The organism is Butyricicoccus pullicaecorum DSM 23266 (assembly GCF_900167005.1).
In the GTDB taxonomy this organism is placed as follows: domain Bacteria; phylum Bacillota; class Clostridia; order Oscillospirales; family Butyricicoccaceae; genus Butyricicoccus; species Butyricicoccus pullicaecorum.
Window position 1 is genome coordinate 16561 of record NZ_FUXW01000005.1, and the last position, 25523, is coordinate 42083.

Here is a 25523-nt window from a genome sequence, read left to right on the forward strand (position 1 = left end):
CTTACCTCTTGGGATCGTCGTCTCTGTGCTGCTGACGCTCGTACTGCTCCATGCGTGCGTACTTGGAGCGCATCATCTGGCGGCGCTTCTGACGCTTGCGGCGGACGCGGATGATGTAGAAGGTGATATAGAGGATGAACAGCAGGATGATGACGAGCAGGATGAGCTTAAACAGCGGAGTGCTGAAGAAGTTTTCGAGCAGGTATGCGTAGTAGAGCACCTCGGACATAGACACATCATTGAGTGCGACCAGATCGATCGAACCGTAGGTGACGCCGTTCAAGGACAGCGACAGCGTGCCGAGCTTGTCCCCCTTGGTGACCGGTGCGACCAGATCTTCCTTGACTGTGATGGACTGTTCAAAGTCGGCAGCGGTCAGATCCTTGGGCACGGTTGCGGTCAGGTCACCGCCTGCGACCAGCATGAGCTTGTTGGCCTCGGTGGACAGACGGATGGGCACTTCCTGAATCTCGGTGCCCTGACTGATGAGGGTCTTGGACTGATAGTTTTCGTACGCCCAGTCAAACAGCTTCTTAGTCTCGTCGTAGGTGAGCGGCTGAGCCGAGCCCTGCGGCTTTTCGCAGCCGAGCATGACCGAAATCAGTTCCGAACCCTTCTTTTCCGCCGATGCGACCAGACAGTAACCGGCCTGACTGGTGTGACCGGTCTTAACGCCGGTCGCGTAGGCGTAGTAGTACGGGCTGTTGCGCGACAGAATGAGCTGGTTGGTGGTCAGTAAGTACAGATTCTTGCCGTTCGGATGCTCGGCAGCCTTGTTGGACGGCGCGAGGTTTTTCTGTGCCGTGCTGACGATATCGCAGAAGGTCTCGTTTTTCATGGCCTCCTGCGTGATGCGGAACAGGTCGTGCGCGGTGGTGTAGTGGTTGTCATCGTGCAGACCGTTGGGGTTTGCAAAGTGAGTGCCGGTGCAGCCCAGATCGGTGGCGCGGGCGTTCATCTTGTCGACGAAGGTCGGGACATCGCCCGAAACCACACGTGCGAGGGTGTTGGCCGCCTCATTACCCGAGGGCAGCAGCAGGCCATAGAGCAAATCCATAATGGAAACTTCCTCCCCCACGACAAAACCGGCCTTGGACGAGTCAGCTTCCACGCCGCTAAAGTCCTCCTGGGTGACCGTGACCTTCTGTTCGAGGTCGTCCACGTTTTCCAGAACGATGAGCGCGGTCATGATTTTGGTGGTCGAAGCCGGGTAGCGTTTTTCCTCGGCGTTCTTTTCGTACAGCGGCAGACCGGTTTCCGGGTCACCTAAGTAGACGGCAGTGGCCTGAATGTCCGGGGTGGAGATGGCCTGCGCCGCACCGGGGCACACGGTCAAAAGGCATAAGAGCACAACAAAAAAGGCGGCAACGCGCCGCCGGAGAGCAGGGAAAGTCATTCTTCGGGTTCCTCCAGCGTAAAGTCTTCATCGGAAAAGTGACCGCGGATGACCGCCGGTTTGGGCGGGATGCGGCGCAGGGGATCATAGCGGAACGCGCGGCAGGCGTGTTCTTTGGGTACAACACCTCGCTTGCGGCAGGCGACGTGTTCGTCGTCGAGCGGGACGGCGCGGGCACAGTACAGGCAGCGCGGTTCGATGTCCCGGCGGAAAAGGAAACGGTTGGGGCGCAGCGTTTCGCATCACCTCCTAATCAAAGGGAATTTGGGATAGTATTCTCATTATAGCCGATTTCGGTGCTTTTTTCCAGAGGAAGTTACACACAGGATAGAAATGGAAACAAAGAGCAGACCGGCAGCCGGATGGGCAGGCAGACTGGCGAGCGCGGCAGAGAAAACCGGCGTGGGATGGGGGAGAATGGCCTGGACGATCATGGTCAGGGCAGCCGCGATCAGTCCGTGCAGTACCTTCCCATAAAAGAGCCGCCGCAGGGACAATCCGTTCACGGCTGCAGCCGTCTGACACAGGACGGACAGACCACCGAAGCCGACCACAAAGCTCATCGCGGGCAAAAGCGCACGTCCAGCGCCCTCGGGCAGCAAGACCAGACCGCTCGTCATCTCCAAAATGCCCACGAGCAGCGGCTGCGCCGCGTCAGCAGGTGCACCGAGGAACCACAAAAGCGGGGTGCACAGCACGGCAGCGTGCTCCAGAATGCCGGCGGCTTCCAGCACCCGGCGCAGCATGGAAAAGAGCATGATGAAGGCGGTGATAGACAGGCAGGCGCGTCCGGCCTGCTGCACCGACTGGGTCAGACAGGTGGAAAAGGGAAGCGGTTCGGGCGCGCGGCTGGCGTGCCGCATGGCCTGCGACGACTCCCGGGCGGTCATGGCAAGACCGGTCAGCAGCGCGGCGGCGATGTGGATGCCGTAGAGCAGCACACCGGTGCGCACCGACCCGCACAGACCGGCACCGCACACGCCGATGAGAAAGGCCGGGCCGGTGTTGTTGCAGAATCCGAGCAGACGCTCGGCTTCCTCCCGCGACAGCGTCCCCGCGTCGTATAGCTCGCGCGCAGCCTGTGCGCCGATGGGGTAGCCGCCGGTCAGACCCAGCACGAGCGGCCCTGCCGCCTCACCGGGCAGACCGTAGACCCGCCGGATGAGCGGTGCGCACCATTTTCCCACCACCGACACCGCGCCCGAGCGGATGAGCAGACCGCTCGCGACAAAGAAGGGAAAGAGTGCGGGAATGGCGGTTGCAAGCGCCACGTCCAGACCTTCCTGTGCACCGCGCGCCGCGGCGGCCGCGTGCGGTACGACCAGACAGAATAAAATTGCCGCGAGAAAGGCGGCGGAATACGGCAGCAAACGGCGCATGGCTGTGACCCTCCTGACAGACCCTGAAAAAATGGGTTTTGTCCATCGTATGCCGTGCGGTCTAGGTTCATACCGGCTTTGCATAGAGTAAGGGGAGAAAGGAGGCGAGCGCAGATGGGGCTGCGGGAGATGTATGCCGCACTCGGGCGAGCCGTTCAGGGCGCGCCGCGTGTGGAAGTCGAGGGCGGACGCCTGGTCATCGAGCGGCACCGGGGCGTGCGGGCATATAGCCAGACTTGTATCCGGGTGGACTGCCCGGACGGAGAGGTCTGCATCGAGGGCGAGGGCTTGACGCTCGAAGCGCTCTCGCGTGCCGAGGTCGCGGTGCGCGGCCAGGTGCAGCAAGTGAGGCTGGAACACAGGAGGTGATCGCGTATGATCGGACGTTTGGTATCGGGCGCGGCGGGTGAGGTGCGCATCCGGGTGTGCGGCGCATCCATCGAACGGTTTCTGAACGTCGCCTTGCAGGGCGAGATCGGCCTGTGGAACACCGTGCGTGTGGATGCCCGGACGATCGAGACCACGCTGTCGCTGTCCGATTTTTACGCGCTGCGGCGGCTGATGGGACGCACGGGCTGTCGGGTGCGGGTGATTGGACGGCGCGGTCTGCCGTTTTTTGTCGCACGGCTGCGCCGGCGCTGGATTTTGACCGGCGGCGTGTGCGCACTGGCGCTGGTCGTCGTGCTGCTGACCCAATTTGTGTGGGTGCTTGAGATCGTCGCCGCCGACGGCATTCCGGTGAGCGCGCTGCGCGACGTGCTGCGCGAGACCGGTATTTATGAAGGCGCATGGCTCGGACAGATCGACACCGACGACACGCGCCGCGCCATCCAGAGCGAGATTCCGGAAGTCGGAGTCATCGCGATTACGCGCATCGGCAACGCGGTGCGCGTGGAGGTCGATGCCGCCGTGCCCACACCCGACCGTATCGACCGTGCCGCACCGACCGGTCTGGTCGCTACGCGGGACGGGGTTGTCAGCCGCACGGCGGTGACCGGCGGTCAGCTGCTCGTCCAGCCCGGCGAGGCCGTCGAGCAGGGGCAGCTGCTGGTCTCGTCAGCCGTGCCCAATACGACCGAATGGGGCGAGGCGCACCGCGCACACGGCATGGGGCGGGTCATGGCCTACACCAGCCGCACGGCAACCCTGCTGTGTCCGCTGACGTGGACGGAATCCCGCGCCACCGACCGCATGACTACCCGATATGCGCTCACCCTGGGCGACCGGCGGATAAATTTGTATTTAGGGAGTGGTATTCATACCGATACTTGTGATAAAATAACCATAGAAAAGACAAGGCTTTCCATCGGAAGCCGCCTGATGCTGCCCATTTCCCTCGTGCGCGAGACCTGCCGGGCGTGTGATGCCCTCCCGGTTTCCGGCACCGCGCAGGAGGTTGGAGACGCGGCGGCGCAGACCTGGCTTGACCGGCTGGCGCAGACACTGGACGGAACGATTTTGGACAGCCGCTGGACGATCGAGGAGGAGGCAGGTGCGGTGCGCGTGCGCGTGACGGCGTCGTGCGAGGAGCAGATTGCCTGCGAGATGATCGACCGCACACCCTTGCCCGAAAAGGAGCAGGAGGAGCCGGCAGAGTAAGCACCCTGACCGTCCGGTGATTTTTTGGAAAGACAGAAAGGCAGCGAATATGATAGAAACAACCATGCAGATGGAGCAGGCCGACCTGATGATCGCCATTTTCGGCGCGTTCGACGAGAATATCAAGCTCATCGAGCGCGAACTGGGCGTATCGGTGGTCAGTCGGGCGACCGAGCTCAAGATTTCGGGTGACCCCGAGGCCGTCGGGGTCGCCGAGCGCGTTTTTGCCGCGCTGCTCGAGATGGCGCGCCGCGGCGAGGCGGTCAGCACCCAGACCGTGCAGTACGTTATCGGTCTGGCACGCGAGGGCCGCGAGAGCGAAGTGCACACCATGGGTCGTGACGTGCTGGTCATCACCGCCAAGGGCAAGCCCATCAAGGCCAAGACCCTCGGACAGAAAAAGTACATGGAGGCCATCCGCACGCACACCATCACCATGGGCATCGGCCCGGCCGGTACGGGTAAAACCTATCTGGCCGTCGCCGCGGCCGTGGCCGCATTCCGCGACAAGCAGGTCTCGCGCATCATTCTGACCCGACCGGCGGTCGAGGCGGGTGAAAAGCTGGGCTTCCTGCCCGGTGACCTGCAAAGCAAGGTCGACCCCTACCTCAGACCGCTCTATGACGGCCTGTTCGACATGATGGGCGCGGAGAATTTCCAGAAGCACATGGAAAAGGGCTCGATCGAGGTTGCACCGCTCGCTTACATGCGCGGACGTACGCTCGATGACTCGTTTATCATCCTGGACGAGGCGCAGAACACCACGCCCGAGCAGATGAAGATGTTTTTGACCCGTATCGGCTTTGGCTCCAAGGCGGTCATCACGGGCGACGTGACCCAGATCGACCTGCCCGACGGCAAGACCTCGGGACTCAAGGAAGCGTCCCGCGTGCTCATGGACGTGCCCGACATCGCCCAGTGCTACCTGACCGATAAGGACGTCGTGCGTCACGAGCTGGTACAGCGCATCGTCAAGGCGTACGCCGATTATGAGAGCCGCAAGATGAGCCATGTGCGCGAGGATCGCCCGGCGCGTGCGGTACGCGCTGCACGGTCGGACAAGCCCGACGCGCCGCGTAAATTCCAACGCCGTCTGGAGGGGAGAAGATGAACCATCTCATTCGCGTGACCACCGAAGTAGAGCTTGCGCACGAGGACGAAGTGCGCGACCTCATCACTCGCTGTGCGCAGCAGGTGCTTGCGAGCGAGGGCATCGACTTTGATGCCTTTATCGACGTGACCATCGTTGATGGCGAGACCATCCGGCAGATGAACGCCGAGTACCGCGACAAGGACGCGGTGACCGACGTGCTGTCCTTCCCGATGTACGATTTTTACAACGGAGAAGCACAGGAAGAGCTGGAATACGACCCGGAGATCGACAAGGTCATGCTGGGCGATATGATTTTGAACTACGACCGCGCGGTCGAACAGGCCGCCGATTTCGGTCACTCGCCCGAGCGCGAGTGCGGATTTTTGACCGTGCATTCGGTGCTGCACCTGCTCGGCTATGACCACGAGCGGGAGGAGGACGACCGGAAGCTCATGCGCGGCAAGGAAGAAGAGAACCTCACCGCATTGGGTCTGGTACGCGCATGATGGGCGGCGAGATCCGCAAGCTGCGTCAGAGTTTTCAGTACGCCGTGCGCGGCGCCCGGCTGTGCATGCACACCGAGCGCAACTTCCGCATTCACCTGACAGCAGCCTGCTATGTGACCCTGCTCGCCGTGCTCTGCCGCCTGTCGGCGACCAAATGCGCCGTGCTCGCGCTGTGTTTCGGCGTGATGATGGGCGCGGAGCTGATGAACACCGCCATCGAGTGCCTGTGCGACTGGAAAGCGTCGGGCTACGACCGCGCCGTGCGCGATGCCAAGGACATTGCCGCCGCAGGCGTGTTCGTGTGCGCGGTGGCGTGCGCCGTCATTGGTCTGCTCTTCTTTATCCCCGAGCTTGACACCATTCTGGACGCGCTGCAAACCCATCCCACCCTGATTTTTGTTCTGATTTTTTCAGCGCCCTGTGCGCTCTGGTTTATTTTTCGATTTGGAAGGAAAAGATAAATGGAAATTACAAAAACCGCGATTGTCTCCATGGTTGGACGACCCAACGTAGGCAAATCCACCCTGACCAATAAGCTGGTTGGCCGCAAGGTGGCCATCGTGTCCAACAAGCCCCAGACCACCCGTACCCGCATCACCGGCCTGCTCAACAAGGACGGCTGCCAGTACGTATTCCTGGACACCCCCGGCCTGCACAAGCCGCGCTCGCGCCTGGGCGACTACATGGTAAAGGTCGTCGAGGATACCGTTACCGAAGTCGACGTGGCCGCACTCATCGTCGAGCCCATCCCGAACATCGGCGCACCCGAGGAAAAGCTCATTGCGCAGATCGAGGAGGCCGGCATCCCGTCCATTCTGGTCATCAATAAGACCGACACGGTCAAGCACGAAGACCTGCTTGCCGTTATTGCGGCCTACGCGGCACGCCACGAGTTTGACGCAGTCATACCGGTGTCCGCACGCACGGGTAAGAATCTGGATATCCTGATGGAGGAGATCAACAAGTTTGCGCTCGAAGGCCCGCAGCTGTTCCCCGAGGACATGGTATCCGACCAGCCCGAGCGCCAGATGGCAGCCGAGATCATCCGCGAAAAAATGCTGCTTCTGCTTGACCGCGAGGTACCGCACGGCGTTGCGGTCGGCATCGAGAAGATGGAGACCCGCGAGAGCGGTACGGTGTCCATCTACGCGACCATCTACTGCGAGAAGGCCAGCCATAAGGGCATTATCATCGGCAAGGGCGGCGCGATGCTCAAGAAGATCGGCGAGCTGGCACGCCGCGATCTGGAGCGCGACCTGGGCGCAAAGGTTTACCTTGACCTGTGGATCAAGATTAAGGAAGACTGGAGAAACAACCAGTATCAGATGAGAAACTTTGGTTATCAGGACGAATGAGTCTAGGGGAATCCAATCCCCCTAGATACGCAGGAGGTTCCGGTAGAAACCTCCTGCGATACCCCCGGAATATCCGCGCCGGACTGCGGCGCGGGGTCGGGGTAAAACTTCGAGGCATAGCCCCGAAGTTTTGAAAATTAAAAATCTATGCTTCGTTTTGTCTACGCGAAAATGAGCGAGATATTTCCTCTTATACTTTGCCCCAAAGCTGGCTATGCTATGGGACGAAAGGGGAGAGCGTACATGGATTTACAGGAATTTTGGAATCGATTTATTCATACAGGCGAACCGGCGGCTTACCTTTTGTACCGGGGACTGCATGAAGAACACGACAAGGAGCGATATGGAGCATCTCACGCACAAAGGTCTGGTCATCCGGGAGACCGATTTCGGGGACAATGACCGCTATATCAGTGTGCTGACCGAGGAGGGACGGCGCATTGAGGTGCTGTGCAAGGGCGTGCGGCGGCGCGGCGGACGGATGATGAACGCGGTGCGGCTGTTCTGTTACAGTGAGCTGACGCTGTATCAGGGGCGGGGCGGCAAGTATACGCTCCAGCAGGCCGATCTGATCGCGTCCTTTTGGGGCGTGACCGAGAGCATGGAGACGTACGCTCTGTGCTGCTATCTGGCCGAGCTGACCGGTCACATGACCGACACCGAGGAGGACAGCCCGGCGGCAGCCCGTCTGCTGCTCTACGCCCTGCACGCGCTGGCCGAGCAAAAGCGCGACCGCCTGACCGTCAAGGCCGCCTTTGAGCTGCGGCTGATGGCCGAGAGCGGATACGAGCCGGAGGTTTCGCGGTGCTCGGTGTGCGGTGAGCCGCTGGGGAACAGTCCCTGGTTTTCTCCGCGTGACGGCGTGTGCCGCTGCGCGTCCTGCGCCGAGCGTCTGGGCGCACCGGGCTATGTCCGGCTCATCCCGGCAACCTTTTCGGCCATCCGGCATATCCTGACACAGGAGCTGCCCCGGGTGTACGCCTTCGCGCTGAGCGGGCCTGCCCGTGTGCAGCTCGCCCAGGTGTGCGAGGCGTACGCGCTGTGCCGCGCCGAGCGCGGCTTTGACAGCCTTACATTTTACCGCTCTCTGGAACCGGAGGGCGCGATTTCACCTACATTTGGAGCAAAGACATGAACCGATTGGGAGAAAAATCACTTAGAACACTGGAATATTTTACCGTCCTCGACCTGCTGGCGGCGCAGACCGTATCGGCACGCGGACGGGAGATGGCGCTGGCGCTGCGACCGGTCACCGACCACGAGGACGCGGCGCTCTATCTGCGTCAGACCACCGATGCAAAGAACATGATGGTCAAAAACGGCAGCCCGACCTTGGGCGGCATCCGCGACGTGACCGCAGCGCTCAGACGGTGCGAGGTCGGCGGCGCGCTCAACATGCGCGAGCTGCTGGGTGTGGCATCGCTCCTGCAGGCGGCACGCCTGATGCAGGCATATTTTGCCGAGCAGGAGGAAAAGACCACCTTAACCCCGATTTATCACCGCATTTCGGGCAATCGGAGCTTGGAAGAGTCGATTACGACCTCGATCGTCTCCGAGGAGGAGATGGCAGACGGCGCATCGCCCGAGCTGTCGTCCATCCGCCGCGAGATGCGCCGCATCGGCGGACGTGTGCGCGAGACGCTGGGACGCATGATCTCGGGCGAACGCGCCAAATACTTACAGGAAGCTATCATCACCCAGCGAAACGGACGTTTCGTCGTGCCGGTCAAGGCCGAGCACCGCGGTGACGTGCCCGGTCTGGTGCACGACACCTCGGGTTCGGGCGCGACGCTGTTCGTTGAGCCGGCACAGGTCGTCGAGATCAACAACCAGCTCAAGGTACTCGAGGGACGCGAGCAGCAGGAGATCGAGCGCATTCTCGCCGAGCTGTCGGCGGGTGTGGCACAGTGCTCAGCTTCCATCCGCGAGGACTACGAGGCGCTGTGCACCTTCGACTTCATCTTCGCACGCGCTAAGCTGTCGTTCCAGCTGAATGCTTGCGAGCCGCACCTGACCGAGGACTACGCGGTCAACCTGCACCGCGCCCGCCATCCGCTGCTCGATCAAAAGACCGCTGTACCCATCGACATCGCCATTGGACGCGACTATGACACCCTTGTCATCACCGGCCCGAACACCGGCGGTAAGACGGTATCGCTCAAAACGCTCGGTCTTTTGTGCCTGATGGCGCAGTCCGGCCTGCACATTCCGGCGAACGAGACATCTGAGGTGTGCATTTTTGAGAATGTCTACGCCGATATCGGTGATGAGCAGTCCATCGAGCAGAGCCTGTCCACCTTCTCGTCGCACATGAAGACCATCGTCGGCATCATGGAGAAGTGCGCCAAGGGCGATCTGGTGCTGTTCGACGAGCTGGGCGCGGGTACCGACCCGATCGAGGGCGCAGCCCTTGCGGTTTCGGTCATCGGCTACGCCCGTCAGATGGGCGCGCGCGTTGCTGCGACTACCCACTATTCCGAGCTGAAAACCTTCGCACTGACTACCGACGGTGTCGAGAACGCATCGTGCGAGTTTGACGTGGGCACACTGCGCCCGACCTACCGTTTGCTGACCGGTATTCCGGGCAAGTCCAACGCCTTCGCCATCGCCGCACGCCTGGGACTCCAGCCCACCATTTTGGAGCGGGCAAAGGAACAGATCTCGACCGAGAACACCCGATTCGAGGACGTTCTGGCCGAACTGGAAAAGGAACGCCGTCAGCTGGAGAAGTATAAGGCCGAGGCCGAGCGCCTGAGAGCGGCGGCGCAGAGCGAGCGTGACAAGGCCGAGAACCTCAGAGACAAGACCCAGGACGAGACCGACCGCATTCTGGAGAACGCCCGCCTCAAGGCCGACCGTATCCTGAAAGATGCGCGTATGGCAGCCGAGACCGTGTTTGACGAGCTCGAGGACATGAAGAAGCAGGCGCAGAAAAAGGCAGCCGATCAGAACCTGGCGGCAGCCAAGACCACCCTGCGCGGCATCATCACCCAGACCGAGACCGAACTGCGCGGCAAGGCGCGCGAAAAGCGCACGGTTGACCCGAATGAAGTCAAGAACTTGAAACCGGGCGATGAAGTACAGCTTTTGAACGTGTCCGGAGTCACCGCAACCGTACTCAAAGCACCGGATGCGGACGGAAACGTACAGGTACAGGCGGGCATCATGAAGATGAATGTCCGTGTGACAGAAGTGCGTCCGCTCAAGAAACAGAAGCAGGAGAAGAAGCCGTCCGGCCGTCCGGCAGGCGGCAAGGGCGGTGTCAGAGAGCTGCGCGTGCAGGCAGCGCCGAGCGAAATCGACGTGCGCGGCCTGTGTGCTGAGGAGGCCATTTTGGAGGTCGACCAGTTCATCTCGTCCGCTCTCATGAGCAAACTTCCTACTGTGCGCATCATCCACGGCAAGGGCACCGGCACCCTGCGTGCCGCCATCCAGAGTCACTTAAAGCGCAACAAGTTCTGTAAGACCGTGCGCAACGGTGTCTTCGGAGAGGGCGAAATGGGCGTGACGGTTGTCGAGTTTAAGTAAATCCCGCGATGGGACAGAAAAAACCAAAACACACCATTTATGCCCGTTTAAGGGCGTGAAATTGTTGAAATAGTTCAATAAAGCCTGCGGAAAACCGGGATTTTCTACAAATCAGTAAAGGCTTTCTTTGAAAATAGGATTGACGAAAAGCCAAAAAAAAGTATCCTATTATTATCTTATCAGTGGTTTAAAAACGAATTAAGAGAGCTTAATTAAACTTTGAATTAGGGAGCGATGAGGAAATGTATTCGAAAGAAGTACAGGTTACCAATCAGGTAGGTCTTTATGCAAGACCGGCAACTTTTTTCATTCAGAAGGCCAATGAGTTCAAGAGCACCATCCTCGTTGAGAAGGAAGAGCGTCGCGTAAACGCTAAGAGCCTGCTCGGTATTCTCTCTCTTGGCATCACCAAGGGCACTACGATCAATCTGATCGCTGACGGCCCGGACGAGGAAGAAGCAGTCAACGCACTCGTTGAGCTGATTACCTCTAATTTCTCCGACTAAGCGCCTATCCGCAAAGGCACCAAAAGCACCGCGTCAGCGGTGCTTTTCTTGTCTTCCCCCCGCCCATTTTCTTTGGTATCGATTTCTATGAGCGAACGTTTTGAAGAACTGAAAGCAAAGGTCCTGTCCCTGCCCTTCGAGCCTGGCGTCTACATTATGAAGAACCGGGACGGACAGGTCATCTACGTCGGCAAGGCCAAGGCACTCAAGAACCGTGTTTCCCAGTATTTCCAGTCCGATTCCCGGCACTCACCCAAGACCATCCGCATGGTTTCAAACATATGGGATTTTGACATTATTGTCACCGAGACCGAGTTCGAGGCGCTGGTGCTGGAAAACCAGATGATTAAGAAGTATCAGCCCAAGTACAACATCCTGCTCAAGGACGACAAGGGCTACCCGTTCATCAAGGTCACGACCTCCAAGCCGTACCCGTCTTTTTCCATCGTGCCCAAACCCGGACACGATGCCGACCGCTACTTCGGTCCCTACACCAGCCGCCGTGCGGCCTATCACGCCATCGACACGATCAACGAGACCCTAAAGCTCAAGACCTGCCGCCGCGTGTTCCCGCGTGACATCGGCAAAGACCGACCGTGTCTCAACCTGCACCTTGGTCGGTGTATCGCACCGTGTACCGGTCAGGTGAGCGCCGAGGAGTACGCGGCACGTGTGCAGGAGGGCATTTCGCTGCTGGAAGGCAACGACAAAGCCCTGCTTGCCGACCTGACCGCCCGCATGGAGCAGGCGGCAGAGGACTTGCGGTTTGAGCAGGCGGCCACGCTGCGCGACCGCATCCGCGCCGTGCGTGCACTGGGCGAAAAGCAGAAGGTGGTCGCGGGTGCATTCGCCGAGCTGGACGCGGTCGCGTACGTGCAGGGACAGACCCGCGGCTGCGTGGTCGTGCTGCACTATCTGGCAGGCGACCTGCACGACAAGGAGTTCACCCTGCTCGACGGCGTGACGGCTGCCGACGCAGGCGAGGCGCTGGGCGCATTTTTGAAGCAATATTACGCGCTGCGCGGCGCGGTGCCGCGCACCGTGCTGCTGTCCAGTCCGATCGACGAGTCCGAGGCGGTGGGTGAGTTCCTGTCGTCCATCGCAGAGCGCAAGGTCGAGCTGGCCGTGCCCCAGCGCGGACGGCGGCATGACATCATCCGTCTGGCCGAGAAGAACGCACGCGAGGAGATCTTGCGCGTGGAGACCAGTCAGGAACGACGGGTCAAGTCGCTCGAGCTGCTCGGACAGATGACCGGCATGGACGAACTGCCGCACATTCTGGAAGCCTACGACATCTCGAACTTTGCCGGACAGGATACGGTCGGGTCGATGGTGGTCTTTGAGGACGCCAAGCCCGCGCGGTCGAGGTACCGCAAGTTCCGCATCGAGACCGCAGCGCAGGGACAGGACGACTACGCGTCCATGACCGAGATGCTCACGCGCAGATTGCAGCGCTGGAAGGACGGGGACGAGAAGTTCACGCCCCTGCCGTCGGCCTTTCTGATCGACGGCGGACTGGGACACGTGCGCACCGCGCAGCGGGTGCTCGACCAGTTCGGCGTCACGACGCCGTGCTTCGGCATGGTCAAGGACGACCACCACCGCACGCGCGGATTGGTTGCACCCGACGGCCGGGAGTTCGGCATTTCCACCGTCCCGGCGGTTTTCGCCCTCATCGGACGCATTCAGGAGGAAGTGCACCGCTTCGCCATCACCTACAACCGGGCACTGGGCGCGAAGAAGGTGCGCGGCTCGTCGCTCGACCAGATCGAGGGCGTGGGCGAAAAGCGCAGAAACGACCTGCTGAAGCACTTCAGCACCATCGAGAACATTCGCGCAGCCTCGGTGGACGAGCTTGCGCGTGTCGTCCCGCGGACGGTGGCCGAAAACGTGCATGATTACTACGAAAAACGCGCAAAGAAAGAGAAATAACACGGAGGAACCCCTTATGCGAGTCATTTCCGGTACAGCCCGGGGCAAGAAGCTGACCCCGGTACCCGGTATGGACACCCGACCCACGACCGACCGGGTCAAGGAGTCCATTTTTAACATCATCCAGAACCATGTGCGCGGCGCACGCGTGCTCGACCTGTTTGCCGGTACCGGCCAGATGGGCATTGAAGCGCTGTCGCGCGGCGCGGCGTCCTGCGACTTTGTCGACCACGACAAGACCGCCCAGTCGGTCGCACGCAAGAATATCGACGCCTGCCGCGTTTCCGACCGCGCCCGCCTCACAGGCGGCGACTTCGGCGCGTTCGTATCCCGCTGCGCCAAAGGACAGTATGATCTCATCTTTCTCGACCCGCCCTACGGCGGCAAGATCCTGAAGGAAGCCCTTTCCGCGATAGAAAGGTTTGACATTTTGTCGGAAACTGGTATAATAGTATGCGAAAGTGCCGCAGAAGATACGGTCGAGACCGGCCTCAGGAAAGGCCGCGAATACCGCTACGGCGCCATTAAGATCACGATCGTTTCACACGATCAGGAAGACGGGACAGATAAATGAAGATTGCAATCTATCCCGGCAGCTTTGATCCGGTGACCCTCGGCCATCTGGACGTCATCGAGCGCGCAGCCGCGCTCTTTGATCGCCTTATCGTCGTGGTCATGCACAACCAGACGAAGAAGCCGATGTTTACCCCCGAGGAACGCCAGGCGTTCCTGCGCCGCGTGACCAGTCACCTCGATAACGTTGAGGTGGACATGTTCGGCGGCCTGCTGGCGGAATACGCCCGTCAGCGCGGCGCGTGCACCATCGTAAAGGGTTTGCGCGCGGTCTCTGATTTTGAATCTGAGTTTCAGATGGCTCTGGCCAACCGAAAGCTCAATCCCGACCTTGACACTGCGTTCCTCATGACGAGCGCCGAGTATATGTATCTCTCGTCGTCCATCGTCAAGGACATTGCCGCACACGGCGGCGATATCTCGGGCTTTGTCTCGCCCGAGCTTGTGGACGAGGTACTCAAACGCATGAGAAAGGAAGACTGACTTTATGGCAGCAGCACTGGAAGAACTGATTAACAACATCCAGGAGATGGTTCAGGAAGCCTGGACGCTCCCGCTGTCGAGCGATAAGTGCGTCATCGAGCGCGAGCGCATGCTCGACCTGATCGATGAACTGCGCAGCACCCTCCCGGCCGACATCAAGATGGCCGCCGAGATCGTACAGCAGAAAAACCAGATGATGAGCGAAGGCCGCCGCGAGCTTGACACCATGCGCAAGCGCCTGGAGGAAGAGGCGCGCAAGATGCTCAACAAGACCGAGATCATGCAGGAAGCGCGCAAGCGTGCCAAGGAGATCATCGGCAATGCCGAGATCCAGGCGCGAGAGCTGCGCCGCGCTGCGGGCGAGTACTGCGACGAGTCGCTCAAGCGCACCGAGGAAGCGCTGGCGCTGTCGGCAGAAGAGGTCAAGAAGGCGCGTGCAAAGTTCCGCGCAGCCGGAAAGAACGGCTAAAAGACAGATTTTTTCGGGGGAGGACGAGATTTTTCGTCCTCCCTTTTCTGTGTTTTGCAGCAGCAGACAGGGACAGGGGAAAAGGGACGATTGCGAACATATGTGCGAAAATTCGAAAAATCGTGAAAATAGACGAAAAACAGGCACATTCCGCGCTTAAAAATCACCGGAAAGCCGCGCACAGGGGTTGCAATTCGGTAACAAAACGACTATAATAAAACGAGAATGGACGCAGGACTTCTTCTGCCTCTGTTCTGCCACACGCCCGGCGCATCCCGCCGGCGTATCACTTCAATTTGGATTTTGACATGAACGAATTTTTTCATATCAGCATTTTACTTGAGCCCTGCTTGGATGTGCTGAACATCCGGCCGGACGGCGTGTACATCGACGCGACGCTCGGCGGTGCAGGGCATTCCTATCACATCGCAAGCCGTCTGTCCGACGCGGGTACGCTTTTGTGCATCGACCGCGACGACGAGGCGCTGCAAAACGCCGAGACCCGGCTCGCACCCGTGCGCCAGCGCGTGCGGCTGTGCAAGAGCGATTTCCGCAAACTCGACGAGGTGCTCGCACGCGAGGGCTTCGACAAGGCCGACGGCATCCTGTTTGACCTCGGCGTGTCCTCGCCCCAGCTCGACCACGGCGAGCGCGGATTCTCCTACATGCAGGACGCACCGCTCGACATGCGCATGGATCGTCAGCAGGCGCTGACCGCCTATGACGTGGTCAATACCTGGAGCCGCGAGGACATTCGCCGCATTCTCTTTGAGTACGGCGAGGAGCGCTACGCACCGCTCATCGCGGCCGCCATCGAGCGCCGCCGTGCAGAAAAGCCGATCGAAACCACCCTGGAACTGGTGGACATCATCAAGAGCGCCATGCCGGCCAAGGCCAAGCGCGAAAAGCAGCATCCGGCAAAGCGCAGCTTCCAGGCCATCCGCATCGCGGTCAATGACGAACTGGGCGCGGTCGCAGAGGCGATGGACAAGGCCATCGACGTGCTCGCCCCGGGCGGCCGTCTGGCAGTCATCACCTTCCACTCGCTGGAAGACCGCATTGTAAAGACCGCCTTCCAGAAGGCGGCGCAGGGCTGTATCTGCCCGAAGGATTTCCCGGTCTGCGTATGCGGCCGGAAACCGCGCGTCAAGATCATTACGCGCAAACCGATCGTTCCGGACAGCGGGGAACTGGCCGAGAACGCCCGCGCACGAAGCGCAAAGCTGCGTGTGTGTGAAAAGATTTGAAGGGGTTCAACAAACCGAGAGGAGTCCATGTTATGAAAGCAAGCCGCGAAAGCGTTGCCTATCGGCTGGACGCCGCATCATCGCCAAACCAGCTGGATACCAGCCGTTTTGAAGCGCCGGAACGCAAGAAGCCGACGCAGACTGAGAGACGGGAGCCGGTGGGCAGACAGCCGGCATCCAAGCAAGGGACACAGAATGCCCGCAAGGCGAAGAAAACCAAAAAGGGGGCCCGTATCCGGCAGCATATCCGACTGGTAACGCCGGCGCGCCTGTTCTGCGCCATTTTCGTTGCGGCGGTATGTGTTTGCCTGATCTATTCGCAAATGCTGCTGACGGTCGAGACCCACAAGCTTTCGTCCTGTGAGGCCGACCTGAAGACGCTCGAGAGCGAACACGTATCGCTCATGAGTAAGTACGAACAGCAGTACAGCGCGGAGTACATTGCGGATTACGCAGAAAATACCCTGGGTATGGTGAAGCTCAACAGCAGCCAGATCGAGTACATCGAGCTGGCGGGCGAGGGCGGCATTGAGGTCTCGGCCTCTGCGCCCGTGACCGGCGGCGTGGTCGGTTCGCTCGTGCGCGGTTTCACCGCTCTTTTGGAATATCTGCGCTGAGCCCCGCAATAAGATAGATACTACGGGAGTGAGAGGTGTCAAACACTTCTGACTCCTTCTTTTTTCTGATTTTGACGGAGGAATCACGCTTATGCCCATCAAAGGACCGGGAAAGGAAATGCAGCGGCGCATGGCTGCGCTGGCTGCCGTCGCCTGTACCATCGGTTTTTCCGCGGTTGTCGTGCGTCTGCTGTGGATGCAGGTGTATCAGTACGATTACTATAACACCAAGGCGAACTCGCTCCAGACCCGCGACACGATCTTACAGCCCAAACGCGGCACCATTTACGACAGCAACATGACCGAACTTGCGGTCTCGGCCAGCACTGAGCGCGTCGAGATCTATCCCAATATGTTCCTCAGCAGCGACAATACCAACACCAAGGTACTGAAAATCCCGGTAGAGGAGCAGCAGGAGCGCGTCGCACAGCTGTTGTCCGACGTGCTGGGCGTGGACTACAATACCGCGCTGCAAAAGGCACAGATGACCGATAAGCATGGTTTGAGTATCGCCTTTGGCGTGGAAAAAGAGGTCGCAGACCAGCTGCGCGCCAAGATGACCGAGGCAAAGAAAGCCTATGACGAGGACACCAAGCGCATCCGGGCTAACGACGGACAGGGTACATACTCGGACGAGGCGTTTATTTACAGCGGTATACTCGGTTTTGTTGACGACTATCGCCGGTATTATCCCATGGGTTCGTTTGCCTCTCAGGTCATCGGCTTTATGAACGAGAGTGAGAATCCGACCGGTCAGTCGGGTATCGAGCTGCAGTACGAGAGCGAGCTTGCCGGCTCGTCCGGTCGTGTTGTACGCGCGGCAAACTCGGCGGGCGGCAACCTGCCGGTCGAGGCCGAGCAGTATGTCCCGGCACAGGACGGCAATTCCATCGTGCTGACCATCGACTCGACCATCCAGGAAATGCTGGAAAAGCAGCTGGAAACCGCACTGGCCGACAACCCGCAGGCACGCGGCGGCGTATCGGGCATCGTTATGGACGTCAAGACCGGCGACATTCTGGCGCTGGCCGAGCTGCCCGACTTCGACCCCAATACTCCACGTATCATCAACAACGAACAGCAGATTGCGACCATGAAGTCCGATCTGGTGGAGACACTGACCGAAAAGGGCATGGACACGAACAACCTGCCCTCGGACGAGTGGTTCAAGTCGGGTGGTGTCAACAACCTGAGCGAGAGCATCGCAAATAATGAAGAATATATCAGCATTCTGGACGATCTGCGCGTCACCGCGCTGAATGACATGTGGAAGATCAAGCCGGTTACCGATATGTATGAGCCCGGTTCGGTCTTTAAGCTGCTCACCGTCGCCTCGGCCTACGAGGAACAGGCGGTGGGCTCCAACAGCACATTCTTCTGCGGCGGTTCGCTGCGCGTCGACTCCGAGACCGTCATCAACTGCCATAAACGCGGAGGCCACGGCCAGCAGACCCTGACCCAAGCACTCATGAACTCATGCAACGTCGCCATGATGCAGATTGTGTCTCAGCTGGGCGCGGATTCGTTCTATGAGTACTTTGACGCATTCGGCCTGCTCAATCGTACCGGCATCGACCTGCCGGGTGAACGTGACTCCATCGAGGGCATCGATATGCACACCCTGGAGTCCCTGCAAAAGACCAAAAGTACCCTGATGACCGCGTCTTTTGGTCAGCGTTTTAAGGTTTCTCCCATTCAGATGCTGTCCACCGTCTGCGCCATTGTCGACGACGGCAAGCTCAAGACCCCGCACGTGGTCAAGGAGATTCTGAACGCCGACGGCACGGTCAAACAGTCCATCGAGACCGAGGTTAAGCGTCAGGTCATCTCGGCTGACACCTCGGCATATATGCGTGAGGCCATGGAAAAGGTCGTCTCCGAAGGTACCGGCCAGAACGCTTACGTTGCAGGCTACCGCATCGGCGGTAAGACCGCAACGTCCGAGCTGTCCCTGCCGGGTACCCCGACCGAGGATCAGCGCTTTACCGCATCCTTTATCGGTGTCGCACCCATGGACGACCCGCAGATCGCCGTTCTGGTCATCATCTCCGACCTGCCCTATGAGGCGACTCACGGCGGCGGTGCGATTGCCGCACCGGTTGTCGGCCGTGTCATGAATGACGTTCTGCCGTACATCGGTGTCGAGCCGGTATACGACGAGACCGAGGCCGATCGCCGCGAGGTCAGCACGCCGCGCATCATCGACATGACCAAGGATGAGGCAGCTGCGGCAGCCGAGAGCGCCGGTCTGACCTATCGATTCCTCGGCGAGGGCGATACGGTCAGCGATCAGGTGCCGAGTGCCGGCCAGAAGGTACCGGTCGACAGCCAGATGATCATTTATCTGGGCGACCGCACCAAGACCACCGAACCGGTCACCGTGCCCAACCTGGTTGGCCGCGCACCTGAGGAAGTCGAGGCCGTTCTCAAGAACAATAACCTGTACCTGCGCCGCACGGGCGTAGCGTCGAGCAAATACAACTGGCAGACGACTGCCATCAAGCAGAATCCTGCCGCGGGCACCAAGGTGTCGGTCGGCACGGTCATCGAGGTCGAGTTCTCCAACACCGAGGGCGTAAACGACCGCTAAGTATAAGAAATGAGGTTCTCTATGAAACTGAGAGATTTACTGAAGGATATCCCGTTCACCTACACCGCGGTCGATCTGGATATCGACATCCGCGAGGTGCGCTATGACTCGCGCGCCGTCCAGCCGGGTGACCTGTTCGTCGCCGTGCGCGGCTTCGCCACCGACGGCCATGCCTATATCGGCATGGCCCTCAAGAAGGGCGCGGTTGCAGTCGTGTGCGAGCAGGCCGGTAAGGGCATCCCGGCGGTCATCGTCCCCGATGCCAGAGCCGCACTGGCCGACATCGCGGGCAACCGCTTTGACCATCCCTCGCGCAAGCTCACCATGGTTGGCGTGACCGGCACCAACGGCAAGACCACGACCACCACGCTCGTAAAGCACATTCTGGAAGCTGAGGGTCATAAGGTTGGCCTCATCGGCACCAATCAGAACATGATCGGTGACGAGGTCATCCCGACCGAGCGCACCACGCCCGAATCCTATGAATTGCAGGCACTGTTTGCACGCATGGCCGAGGCTGGCTGCACGCACTGCGTCATGGAAGTCTCGTCGCACTCGCTGGTTCTCGACCGCGTGCGCGGCGTGCGCTTCGCCGTCGGCGCGTTCACCAACCTGACTCAGGATCATCTGGACTTCCATAAGACCATGGAAGCTTACCGTGAGGCCAAGGCCAAGCTGTTCACGATCTCCGACAAGGGTGTCGTCAATCTCGACGACCCGGTTGCAGACAAGATGCTCGCGGACGCGACCTGCCCCTGCCTGACCTTCTCGGCAGACAAGGACGCTGCCGACCTGTCGGCTAAGAATATCGAGCTGGGCGCGTCGGGCGTGTCCTTCGTCGCAGCCACCCGCGACGCGATTGCCCGCGTATCGCTGGGCATTCCCGGTCACTTCTCGGTCGAGAACGCGCTGGCAGCGCTGGGCGTGTGCGTCGCTCTGGGCGTACCGCTCGAGCACGCGGCCCGCGCACTGGGCACCGCGCATGGCGTTAAGGGTCGTGCCGAGGTCGTACCGACCGACACCGACTACACCGTACTCATTGACTACGCCCACGCACCCGACGGCGTGTCCAACATCCTGCGCACCGTGCGCGGCTTTGCCAAGGGCAGAGTGATTGCACTGTTCGGCTGCGGCGGCGACCGCGACCGCACCAAGCGCCCGATCATGGGTCATCTGGCAGCCGAGCTGTCCGACTACTGCATCGTCACCTCGGATAACCCGCGTACTGAGCAGCCCGAGGCCATCATCGAGGATATCGTAGCCGGTATGAAGGCTGCCAAGGTGCCGGTGGACGTGATCTGTGACCGCCGTGCGGCCATCTATCACGCGCTGGACATCGCCCAGAAGGACGACGTCATCGTGCTCATGGGCAAGGGTCACGAGACCTATCAGGAGATCGACCACGTCAAGCACCATATGGACGAGCGCGAGATCGTGGCAGATTATTTCAAGGAAAAGAACGTATAAAACGGTTTTGCCGATAAAAAGAACAAAAAGGGGCATAGAAAGAGATGCAGCAATTTACCCTGTCAGAGGCTGCGGCCTGGACGGGCGGCACATGCACGGCCGACCCGGTCATCACAAGCGTCGTGCGTGACGCGCGCGAGGCAGGCCCGGGGAGCCTGTTCGTGGCGATCAAGGGCGAGCGGTTCGACGGACATGACTTTATTGGTCAGGCCATCGAGCGCGGCGCCGCCGCAGTTCTGACCCACCGCAAGGACGAAACCTATTCGATTCCCGCACTCTACGTCGAGGATACCCGCCAAGGCCTGCTCGACCTCGCGGGCGGATACCGGGCGCAGTTTGACTGCCCGGTTGTCGCGGTCACCGGTTCGGTGGGCAAGACGACCACCAAGGAGATGATCGCGTCGGTGCTGTCCGAGCGATACGACACGCTCAAGACCCAGGGCAACCTGAATAACACCATCGGTATGCCGCTGACCGCGCTTGAGATGGACGAAAACACCGAGGCTGCGGTCTTTGAGATGGGCATGTCGGCTTTTGGCGAGATCGCGGCGATGGCGGCCTGCGGCCAGCCCAATATCGCGGTCATCACCATGATCGGCACCTCTCACATCGAGTTTTTGGGCTCGCGTGAGGGCATTTGCCGTGCAAAGATGGAAATTCTCGAGGGATTGGCCGCACGCGGCGGCATCGCGGTGTTAAACGGCGACGAGCCGCTCTTGTGGGAGCAGAAAGACCGCCTGTTCGGCCGCATCGTGTGGTTTGGACAGAACAACCCGGGCTGTGAGTTCCGCGCCGAGGATATCTCGTGCACCGACGGCACGCTGCGCTTCACGCTCATCTGGCCGGAGGGCAGAAAGACAGTCGAGGTCGCGTCTCAGGGCACCCACAACGTGGGCAACGCACTGGCGGCGGCTGCCTGCGGCTGGCTGCTCGGCCTGGACGGCGACGACATGGCGGCAGGCCTTGCCGCTTATCGCCCGGTCGGCATGCGCGAGCAGCGCTATGAGAAGAACGGCTTTGCTATCTATCAGGACTGCTACAACGCAAGCCCGGACTCGATGGAAGCCGCGCTGCGCGTGCTCGGTGAGATGGCGGGGGGGCGCCGCTTTGCCGTGCTCGGCTGCATGGGCGAGCTGGGCGACTACGCGCCCGACGGCCATCGCAGAGCCGGACGGGCAGCGGCACAGTACGCCGACTACCTGTTCGCCTACGGCCCGGACACCGCGTACCTCAAGGAGGGCGCAGTCGAGGCCGGTATGGACGCGGCACGCATCGCGTGCTTTGACACGCACGAAGCGCTGGCTGAGGCGCTGCGCGCGGCGGCACAGCCGGGGGATGCACTGCTGTTCAAGGGCAGCCGTGCGATGAAAATGGAAAATGCTTTGAAACTGTTCCTGGGGGAGGAAGTTGAATCATGAAAACCATCCTGCTCGCGGCGATTGTCGCCTTTGTGGTGACCGCCGTCATCGGCAAGCCGGTCATTCGCTGGCTGCAAAAGCAGAAATTCGGCCAGAAGATTCTGGAAATCGGCCCGAAGTGGCACATGAATAAGCAGTACACCCCGACCATGGGCGGCTTTATGTTCATGATCGGTATTACGGTCGCCATGCTCGTGACCGCCATTGCGCTCGGTGTGTTCACCGGCGGCAGCGTGGGCGTGGGCAGCTTTTTCTCGGTCTGGCTGCTGGCTGTGGCTTACGGCTGTGTCGGCTTTGTCGATGACTGGGCCAAGATCAAGAAGAAGGAGAACGCCGGCCTGACCCCCAAGCAGAAGCTGCTTTTGCAGATCGTGGTCGCAGCGGTCTTCGTGTCGCTGCTGCATCTGGCGGGCGATCTGCCGATGGCCGAGAACGGCGGCGTGTACCTGCCCATTCCGGGCACCGGCATCACGCTGACCCTGCCATGGATTGTCTATCTGATCTTCGCGATCTTCGCCATCGTGGCAGAGAACAACGCGGTCAACCTGACCGACGGCATCGACGGCCTGGCAGCAGGCGTCACCCTGCCGGTTGCGGTGTTCTTTACGGCACTCAACTACGCCGTGGGCAACCTGGGCGCGACCGTGTTCGCGGGTGCGCTGATCGGTGCCCTGTGCGCCTTCCTCATTTATAACTTTAACCCGGCCAAGGTCTTTATGGGTGACACCGGCTCGCTGTTTTTGGGCGGTGCGGTCGCTGGTCTGGCGTTTGCAGCCGGTCAGCCGCTGCTGCTCATCCCGGTCGGCCTCATCTACCTCATCGAGACCGTCTCTGTGGTCTTGCAGGTGACCTACTTTAAGGCCACCCATGGCAAGCGCCTGTTCAAGATGGCGCCCATCCATCATCACTTTGAGATGTGCGGCTGGGGTGAGAAAAAGATTGTATTCGTGTTTGCGGGTATTACGGTTGTTATGTGTATCCTGTCCTGGATGCTGGTAGCGTAACGGCCACCCGCTGGAAAGGAGCCCTGGATGAACGCAAATCCAACATCAGGCGGCATGCCCATGCGGATGCGGCGCGAAAAGCAGGCCGCACCCAAGCACGCCGCGCCCAAGGCGCACCGCCTGGACACGCGTGCGCTGATCGGTATTATACTGCTGCTGGTGGTCGGTCTGATCGCGCTGTTTTCGGCCAGCTATCCGGCAGCCATCAGCAAGTTTAACGACGGTACGTTCTTTGTCAGACGACAGGGACTGTATGTTCTGGTCGGCTTTGTCGCCATGCTGGTCATCTCGGGGATCGACTATCATGTCTATCTGCGCTTTCAAAAACCGCTGTTTATCTTCTGTATCGCGCTTTTGATCTTGGTACCGCTGGTCGGTGTCGATCACAACGGCGCGAAGCGCTGGATTGAGCTGCCCGTTCTGGGTGAATTCCAGCCGTCCGAGCTGATGAAGGACGCGGTCATCATTTCGTTCTCGTACTACGCCGTGCGCTACGGTGACCGTGTGCGCAAGATCCGCGGCGACCTGCCGTTTTTCGGTGCGCTGGCGCTGATCGCCGGACTGCTGTACCTCGAGCCGCATCTGTCTGCGACCATCATTATTTTTGGTATCGGTCTGGCCATCCTGATCGTGTCGGGCATGAAAGTCTGGTACTTTCTTCCGCTCGGCATCGTCGTGGGCGCAGCCGGTACCTGGTATATCACGACACAGGGCTACGCAAACGCGCGTATCAAGGCCTGGCTCGACCCCTTTGCCACCTATGAACTGTTCCGCGGAGACGGTTGGCAGGGCGGCAACAGCCAGATCGCCATTGGTTCGGGCGGATTCTGGGGACTGGGTCTCGGACAGGGCAGACAGAAGCACCTCTACTTGCCCGAGCCGCAGAACGACTTTATTTTCTCGGCTTGGTGCGAGGAGATGGGCTTTATTGGCGCACTTCTGGTGCTTGTGCTGTTCGCCTTTCTGATCTATCGGTGCTACTATATCGCCTTCCACGCGCCCGACAAGATGGGCTGCCTGATCGCGACCGGTATCGCCACCAAGCTTGCCATTCAGACGCTGGTCAACCTCTGGGTTGTCACCGGCCTGTTCCCGGTTACCGGCGCATCGCTGCCGTTTTTCAGCTACGGCGGCACCGCACTGCTCATGCAGATGGGCGAAATGGGCATTATCCTGAATATTTCACGCTATATGCGCCCCAGTGAAAAGCGAAGGGGCTAGGGGGAGAGGAAATTCTATGAAGCTGTACATTACCGGCGGCGGCACGGGCGGACATGTAACACCGGGTCTGGCCATCGCACGTTATTTTGAGAGCAAGCGCCCGGATGCCGAGGTGCGCTTTGCGGGTACGAGCAAGGGCATCGAGTCTCGTCTGGTGCCGCGTGAGGGCTATCCGCTCGACACCATCGAGATCACCGGCCTGCGCCGCTCGTTCAGCCCGTCGGCCATCGGCCACAATGTAAACGCGCTGCGTCAGGCGATGGCATCGGTCGGCACGGCAAAGAAGCTGCTCCGCAAGGCACAGCCCGACGTGGTCATCGGCTGTGGCGGCTATGCTTCGTTCCCGGTCGTCTCGGCGGCGCAAAAGCTGGGCATTCCGACCGTCCTGCTCGAGGTCAACGCCTATCCGGGTATCACCACCAAGATGCTGGCCAAGAAGGCCGACAAGGTGCTCATCTGCTTTGAGGAGGCACGTGAGCTTGTGGGCGGCGGCGACAAGGTCGAGCTGACCGGCTCGCCCGTGCGCGGTGAGATCGTGTTTGCCGACCGTGCGAAAGCCCGTCAGAAGTTGGGACTTTCGGACAGTGACCGCCTGGTCGTGTCGTTCTGGGGCTCGATGGGTGCCAAGTACATGAACGAGCACATGGCAGGCATGCTGGCGCTGGAGACCCGTCAGGGCAGCAGCTTCCGTCACATTCACGCGACCGGTTCGGCGGCTTTCCAGTGGCTGCCCAAGATGGCGTGCGAACAGGGCGCAAAGCTGTCCGGCGGCAACATTGAAGTGACCGAATATATTTACGATATGGCATCGTACATGGCAGCGGCCGATCTGGTCATCTGCCGTGCCGGTGCCGCCACCATCGGCGAGCTGTGCGCACTGGGCAAACCGTCCATCATGGTGCCCTCGCCCTACGTGGCCGAGAACCATCAGGAGAAGAATGCGCGTGCGCTCGAGCATGCAGGCGCGTGCGAGGTGCTGCTGGAGAAGGACGCGACCCCGCAGACGCTGCTCGAGATGGCCGAGCGCCTGCTCGCGGACGATGCCCGTCGGGCAGAGATGAGCCGCGCAGCGGCAGGCCTTGCGCAGCTGGACGCAGGCGAAAAGATCTACCAGCAGATTCTGTCGGTCCTGCGCTGACC

The 25523-nt window shown here is 60.3% G+C and carries 23 protein-coding genes; 21 read left to right on the forward strand and 2 right to left on the reverse strand.

Features of this window, described 5'->3' with window-relative positions:
• Position 1: 1 nt before the first annotated feature.
• Positions 2 to 1396 carry a D-alanyl-D-alanine carboxypeptidase family protein gene (locus tag B5D52_RS10135; protein ID WP_016148687.1) on the reverse strand — a complete coding sequence of 465 codons (1395 nt, stop codon included), beginning with the start codon at positions 1394 to 1396 and terminating at the stop codon, positions 2 to 4.
• Positions 1397 to 1677: 281 nt separating this feature from the next.
• On the reverse strand, positions 1678 to 2775 hold the full coding sequence (locus tag B5D52_RS10145; RefSeq protein WP_016148686.1) for a nucleoside recognition domain-containing protein: 1098 nt from the start codon (positions 2773 to 2775) through the stop codon (positions 1678 to 1680).
• 78 nt (positions 2776 to 2853) lie between these two features.
• On the opposite strand from B5D52_RS10145, the gene B5D52_RS10150 reads away from it, so the two are divergent.
• The 21 genes from B5D52_RS10150 (at position 2854) to murG (ending at position 25521) form a co-directional block, all read left to right on the forward strand.
• Positions 2854 to 3144, forward strand: coding sequence for a YabP/YqfC family sporulation protein (locus tag B5D52_RS10150; RefSeq protein WP_143149427.1), 291 nt, complete (start codon positions 2854 to 2856; stop codon positions 3142 to 3144).
• Positions 3145 to 3150: 6 nt separating this feature from the next.
• Positions 3151 to 4374: a sporulation protein YqfD gene (locus B5D52_RS10155; RefSeq protein WP_016148684.1), complete on the forward strand. Its 1224-nt coding sequence runs from the start codon at positions 3151 to 3153 to the stop codon at positions 4372 to 4374.
• A 49-nt stretch (positions 4375 to 4423) separates the two neighbouring features.
• Positions 4424 to 5485, forward strand: a complete 1062-nt coding sequence (locus B5D52_RS10160; protein WP_016148683.1) for a PhoH family protein — start codon at positions 4424 to 4426, stop codon at positions 5483 to 5485.
• Positions 5482 to 5973, forward strand: coding sequence for an rRNA maturation RNase YbeY (gene ybeY / locus B5D52_RS10165; protein WP_016148682.1), 492 nt, complete (start codon positions 5482 to 5484; stop codon positions 5971 to 5973). The genes B5D52_RS10160 and ybeY overlap by 4 nt, the downstream gene beginning before the upstream one ends.
• Positions 5970 to 6434: a diacylglycerol kinase gene (locus tag B5D52_RS10170; protein ID WP_016148681.1), complete on the forward strand. Its 465-nt coding sequence runs from the start codon at positions 5970 to 5972 to the stop codon at positions 6432 to 6434. Before ybeY ends, B5D52_RS10170 begins: the two co-directional genes overlap by 4 nt.
• Positions 6435 to 7328: a GTPase Era gene (gene era / locus B5D52_RS10175; RefSeq protein ID WP_016148680.1), complete on the forward strand. Its 894-nt coding sequence runs from the start codon at positions 6435 to 6437 to the stop codon at positions 7326 to 7328.
• A gap of 343 nt (positions 7329 to 7671) precedes the next feature.
• Positions 7672 to 8463: a DNA repair protein RecO gene (gene recO / locus B5D52_RS10180; protein WP_016148679.1), complete on the forward strand. Its 792-nt coding sequence runs from the start codon at positions 7672 to 7674 to the stop codon at positions 8461 to 8463.
• Positions 8460 to 10856 (forward strand): endonuclease MutS2, encoded by a 2397-nt coding sequence (locus B5D52_RS10185; RefSeq protein ID WP_016148678.1) that lies wholly within the window; start codon positions 8460 to 8462, stop codon positions 10854 to 10856. The genes recO and B5D52_RS10185 overlap by 4 nt, the downstream gene beginning before the upstream one ends.
• Positions 10857 to 11098: 242 nt before the next feature.
• Positions 11099 to 11362 carry an HPr family phosphocarrier protein gene (locus B5D52_RS10190; protein WP_016148677.1) on the forward strand — a complete coding sequence of 88 codons (264 nt, stop codon included), beginning with the start codon at positions 11099 to 11101 and terminating at the stop codon, positions 11360 to 11362.
• An 87-nt stretch (positions 11363 to 11449) separates the two neighbouring features.
• Entirely contained in the window at positions 11450 to 13294 is a 1845-nt protein-coding gene (gene uvrC, locus B5D52_RS10195) for an excinuclease ABC subunit UvrC (protein WP_016148676.1), read from the forward strand.
• 16 nt (positions 13295 to 13310) lie between these two features.
• Positions 13311 to 13868: a 16S rRNA (guanine(966)-N(2))-methyltransferase RsmD gene (gene rsmD, locus B5D52_RS10200; RefSeq protein ID WP_016148675.1), complete on the forward strand. Its 558-nt coding sequence runs from the start codon at positions 13311 to 13313 to the stop codon at positions 13866 to 13868.
• Positions 13865 to 14350, forward strand: coding sequence for a pantetheine-phosphate adenylyltransferase (gene coaD / locus B5D52_RS10205; protein WP_016148674.1), 486 nt, complete (start codon positions 13865 to 13867; stop codon positions 14348 to 14350). Before rsmD ends, coaD begins: the two co-directional genes overlap by 4 nt.
• A gap of 4 nt (positions 14351 to 14354) precedes the next feature.
• Positions 14355 to 14819 (forward strand): hypothetical protein, encoded by a 465-nt coding sequence (locus tag B5D52_RS10210; RefSeq protein ID WP_016148673.1) that lies wholly within the window; start codon positions 14355 to 14357, stop codon positions 14817 to 14819.
• A 308-nt stretch (positions 14820 to 15127) separates the two neighbouring features.
• A complete protein-coding gene (rsmH, locus tag B5D52_RS10215) occupies positions 15128 to 16066 on the forward strand; it encodes a 16S rRNA (cytosine(1402)-N(4))-methyltransferase RsmH (RefSeq protein ID WP_016148672.1) in 939 nt (312 codons plus the stop codon).
• Positions 16067 to 16098: 32 nt separating this feature from the next.
• On the forward strand, positions 16099 to 16683 hold the full coding sequence (locus B5D52_RS10220; protein ID WP_016148671.1) for a hypothetical protein: 585 nt from the start codon (positions 16099 to 16101) through the stop codon (positions 16681 to 16683).
• A 91-nt stretch (positions 16684 to 16774) separates the two neighbouring features.
• Positions 16775 to 19273, forward strand: coding sequence for a penicillin-binding transpeptidase domain-containing protein (locus B5D52_RS10225; protein WP_016148670.1), 2499 nt, complete (start codon positions 16775 to 16777; stop codon positions 19271 to 19273).
• Positions 19274 to 19294: 21 nt separating this feature from the next.
• Positions 19295 to 20740, forward strand: a complete 1446-nt coding sequence (locus tag B5D52_RS10230; RefSeq protein WP_016148669.1) for a UDP-N-acetylmuramoyl-L-alanyl-D-glutamate--2,6-diaminopimelate ligase — start codon at positions 19295 to 19297, stop codon at positions 20738 to 20740.
• 44 nt (positions 20741 to 20784) lie between these two features.
• Positions 20785 to 22158 carry a UDP-N-acetylmuramoyl-tripeptide--D-alanyl-D-alanine ligase gene (locus B5D52_RS10235; protein ID WP_016148668.1) on the forward strand — a complete coding sequence of 458 codons (1374 nt, stop codon included), beginning with the start codon at positions 20785 to 20787 and terminating at the stop codon, positions 22156 to 22158.
• Entirely contained in the window at positions 22155 to 23162 is a 1008-nt protein-coding gene (mraY, locus tag B5D52_RS10240) for a phospho-N-acetylmuramoyl-pentapeptide-transferase (protein ID WP_016148667.1), read from the forward strand. Before B5D52_RS10235 ends, mraY begins: the two co-directional genes overlap by 4 nt.
• Positions 23163 to 23189: 27 nt before the next feature.
• On the forward strand, positions 23190 to 24383 hold the full coding sequence (locus B5D52_RS10245) for an FtsW/RodA/SpoVE family cell cycle protein (protein ID WP_016148666.1): 1194 nt from the start codon (positions 23190 to 23192) through the stop codon (positions 24381 to 24383).
• 16 nt (positions 24384 to 24399) lie between these two features.
• On the forward strand, positions 24400 to 25521 hold the full coding sequence (gene murG / locus B5D52_RS10250) for an undecaprenyldiphospho-muramoylpentapeptide beta-N-acetylglucosaminyltransferase (RefSeq protein ID WP_016148665.1): 1122 nt from the start codon (positions 24400 to 24402) through the stop codon (positions 25519 to 25521).
• Positions 25522 to 25523 lie beyond the last annotated feature (2 nt).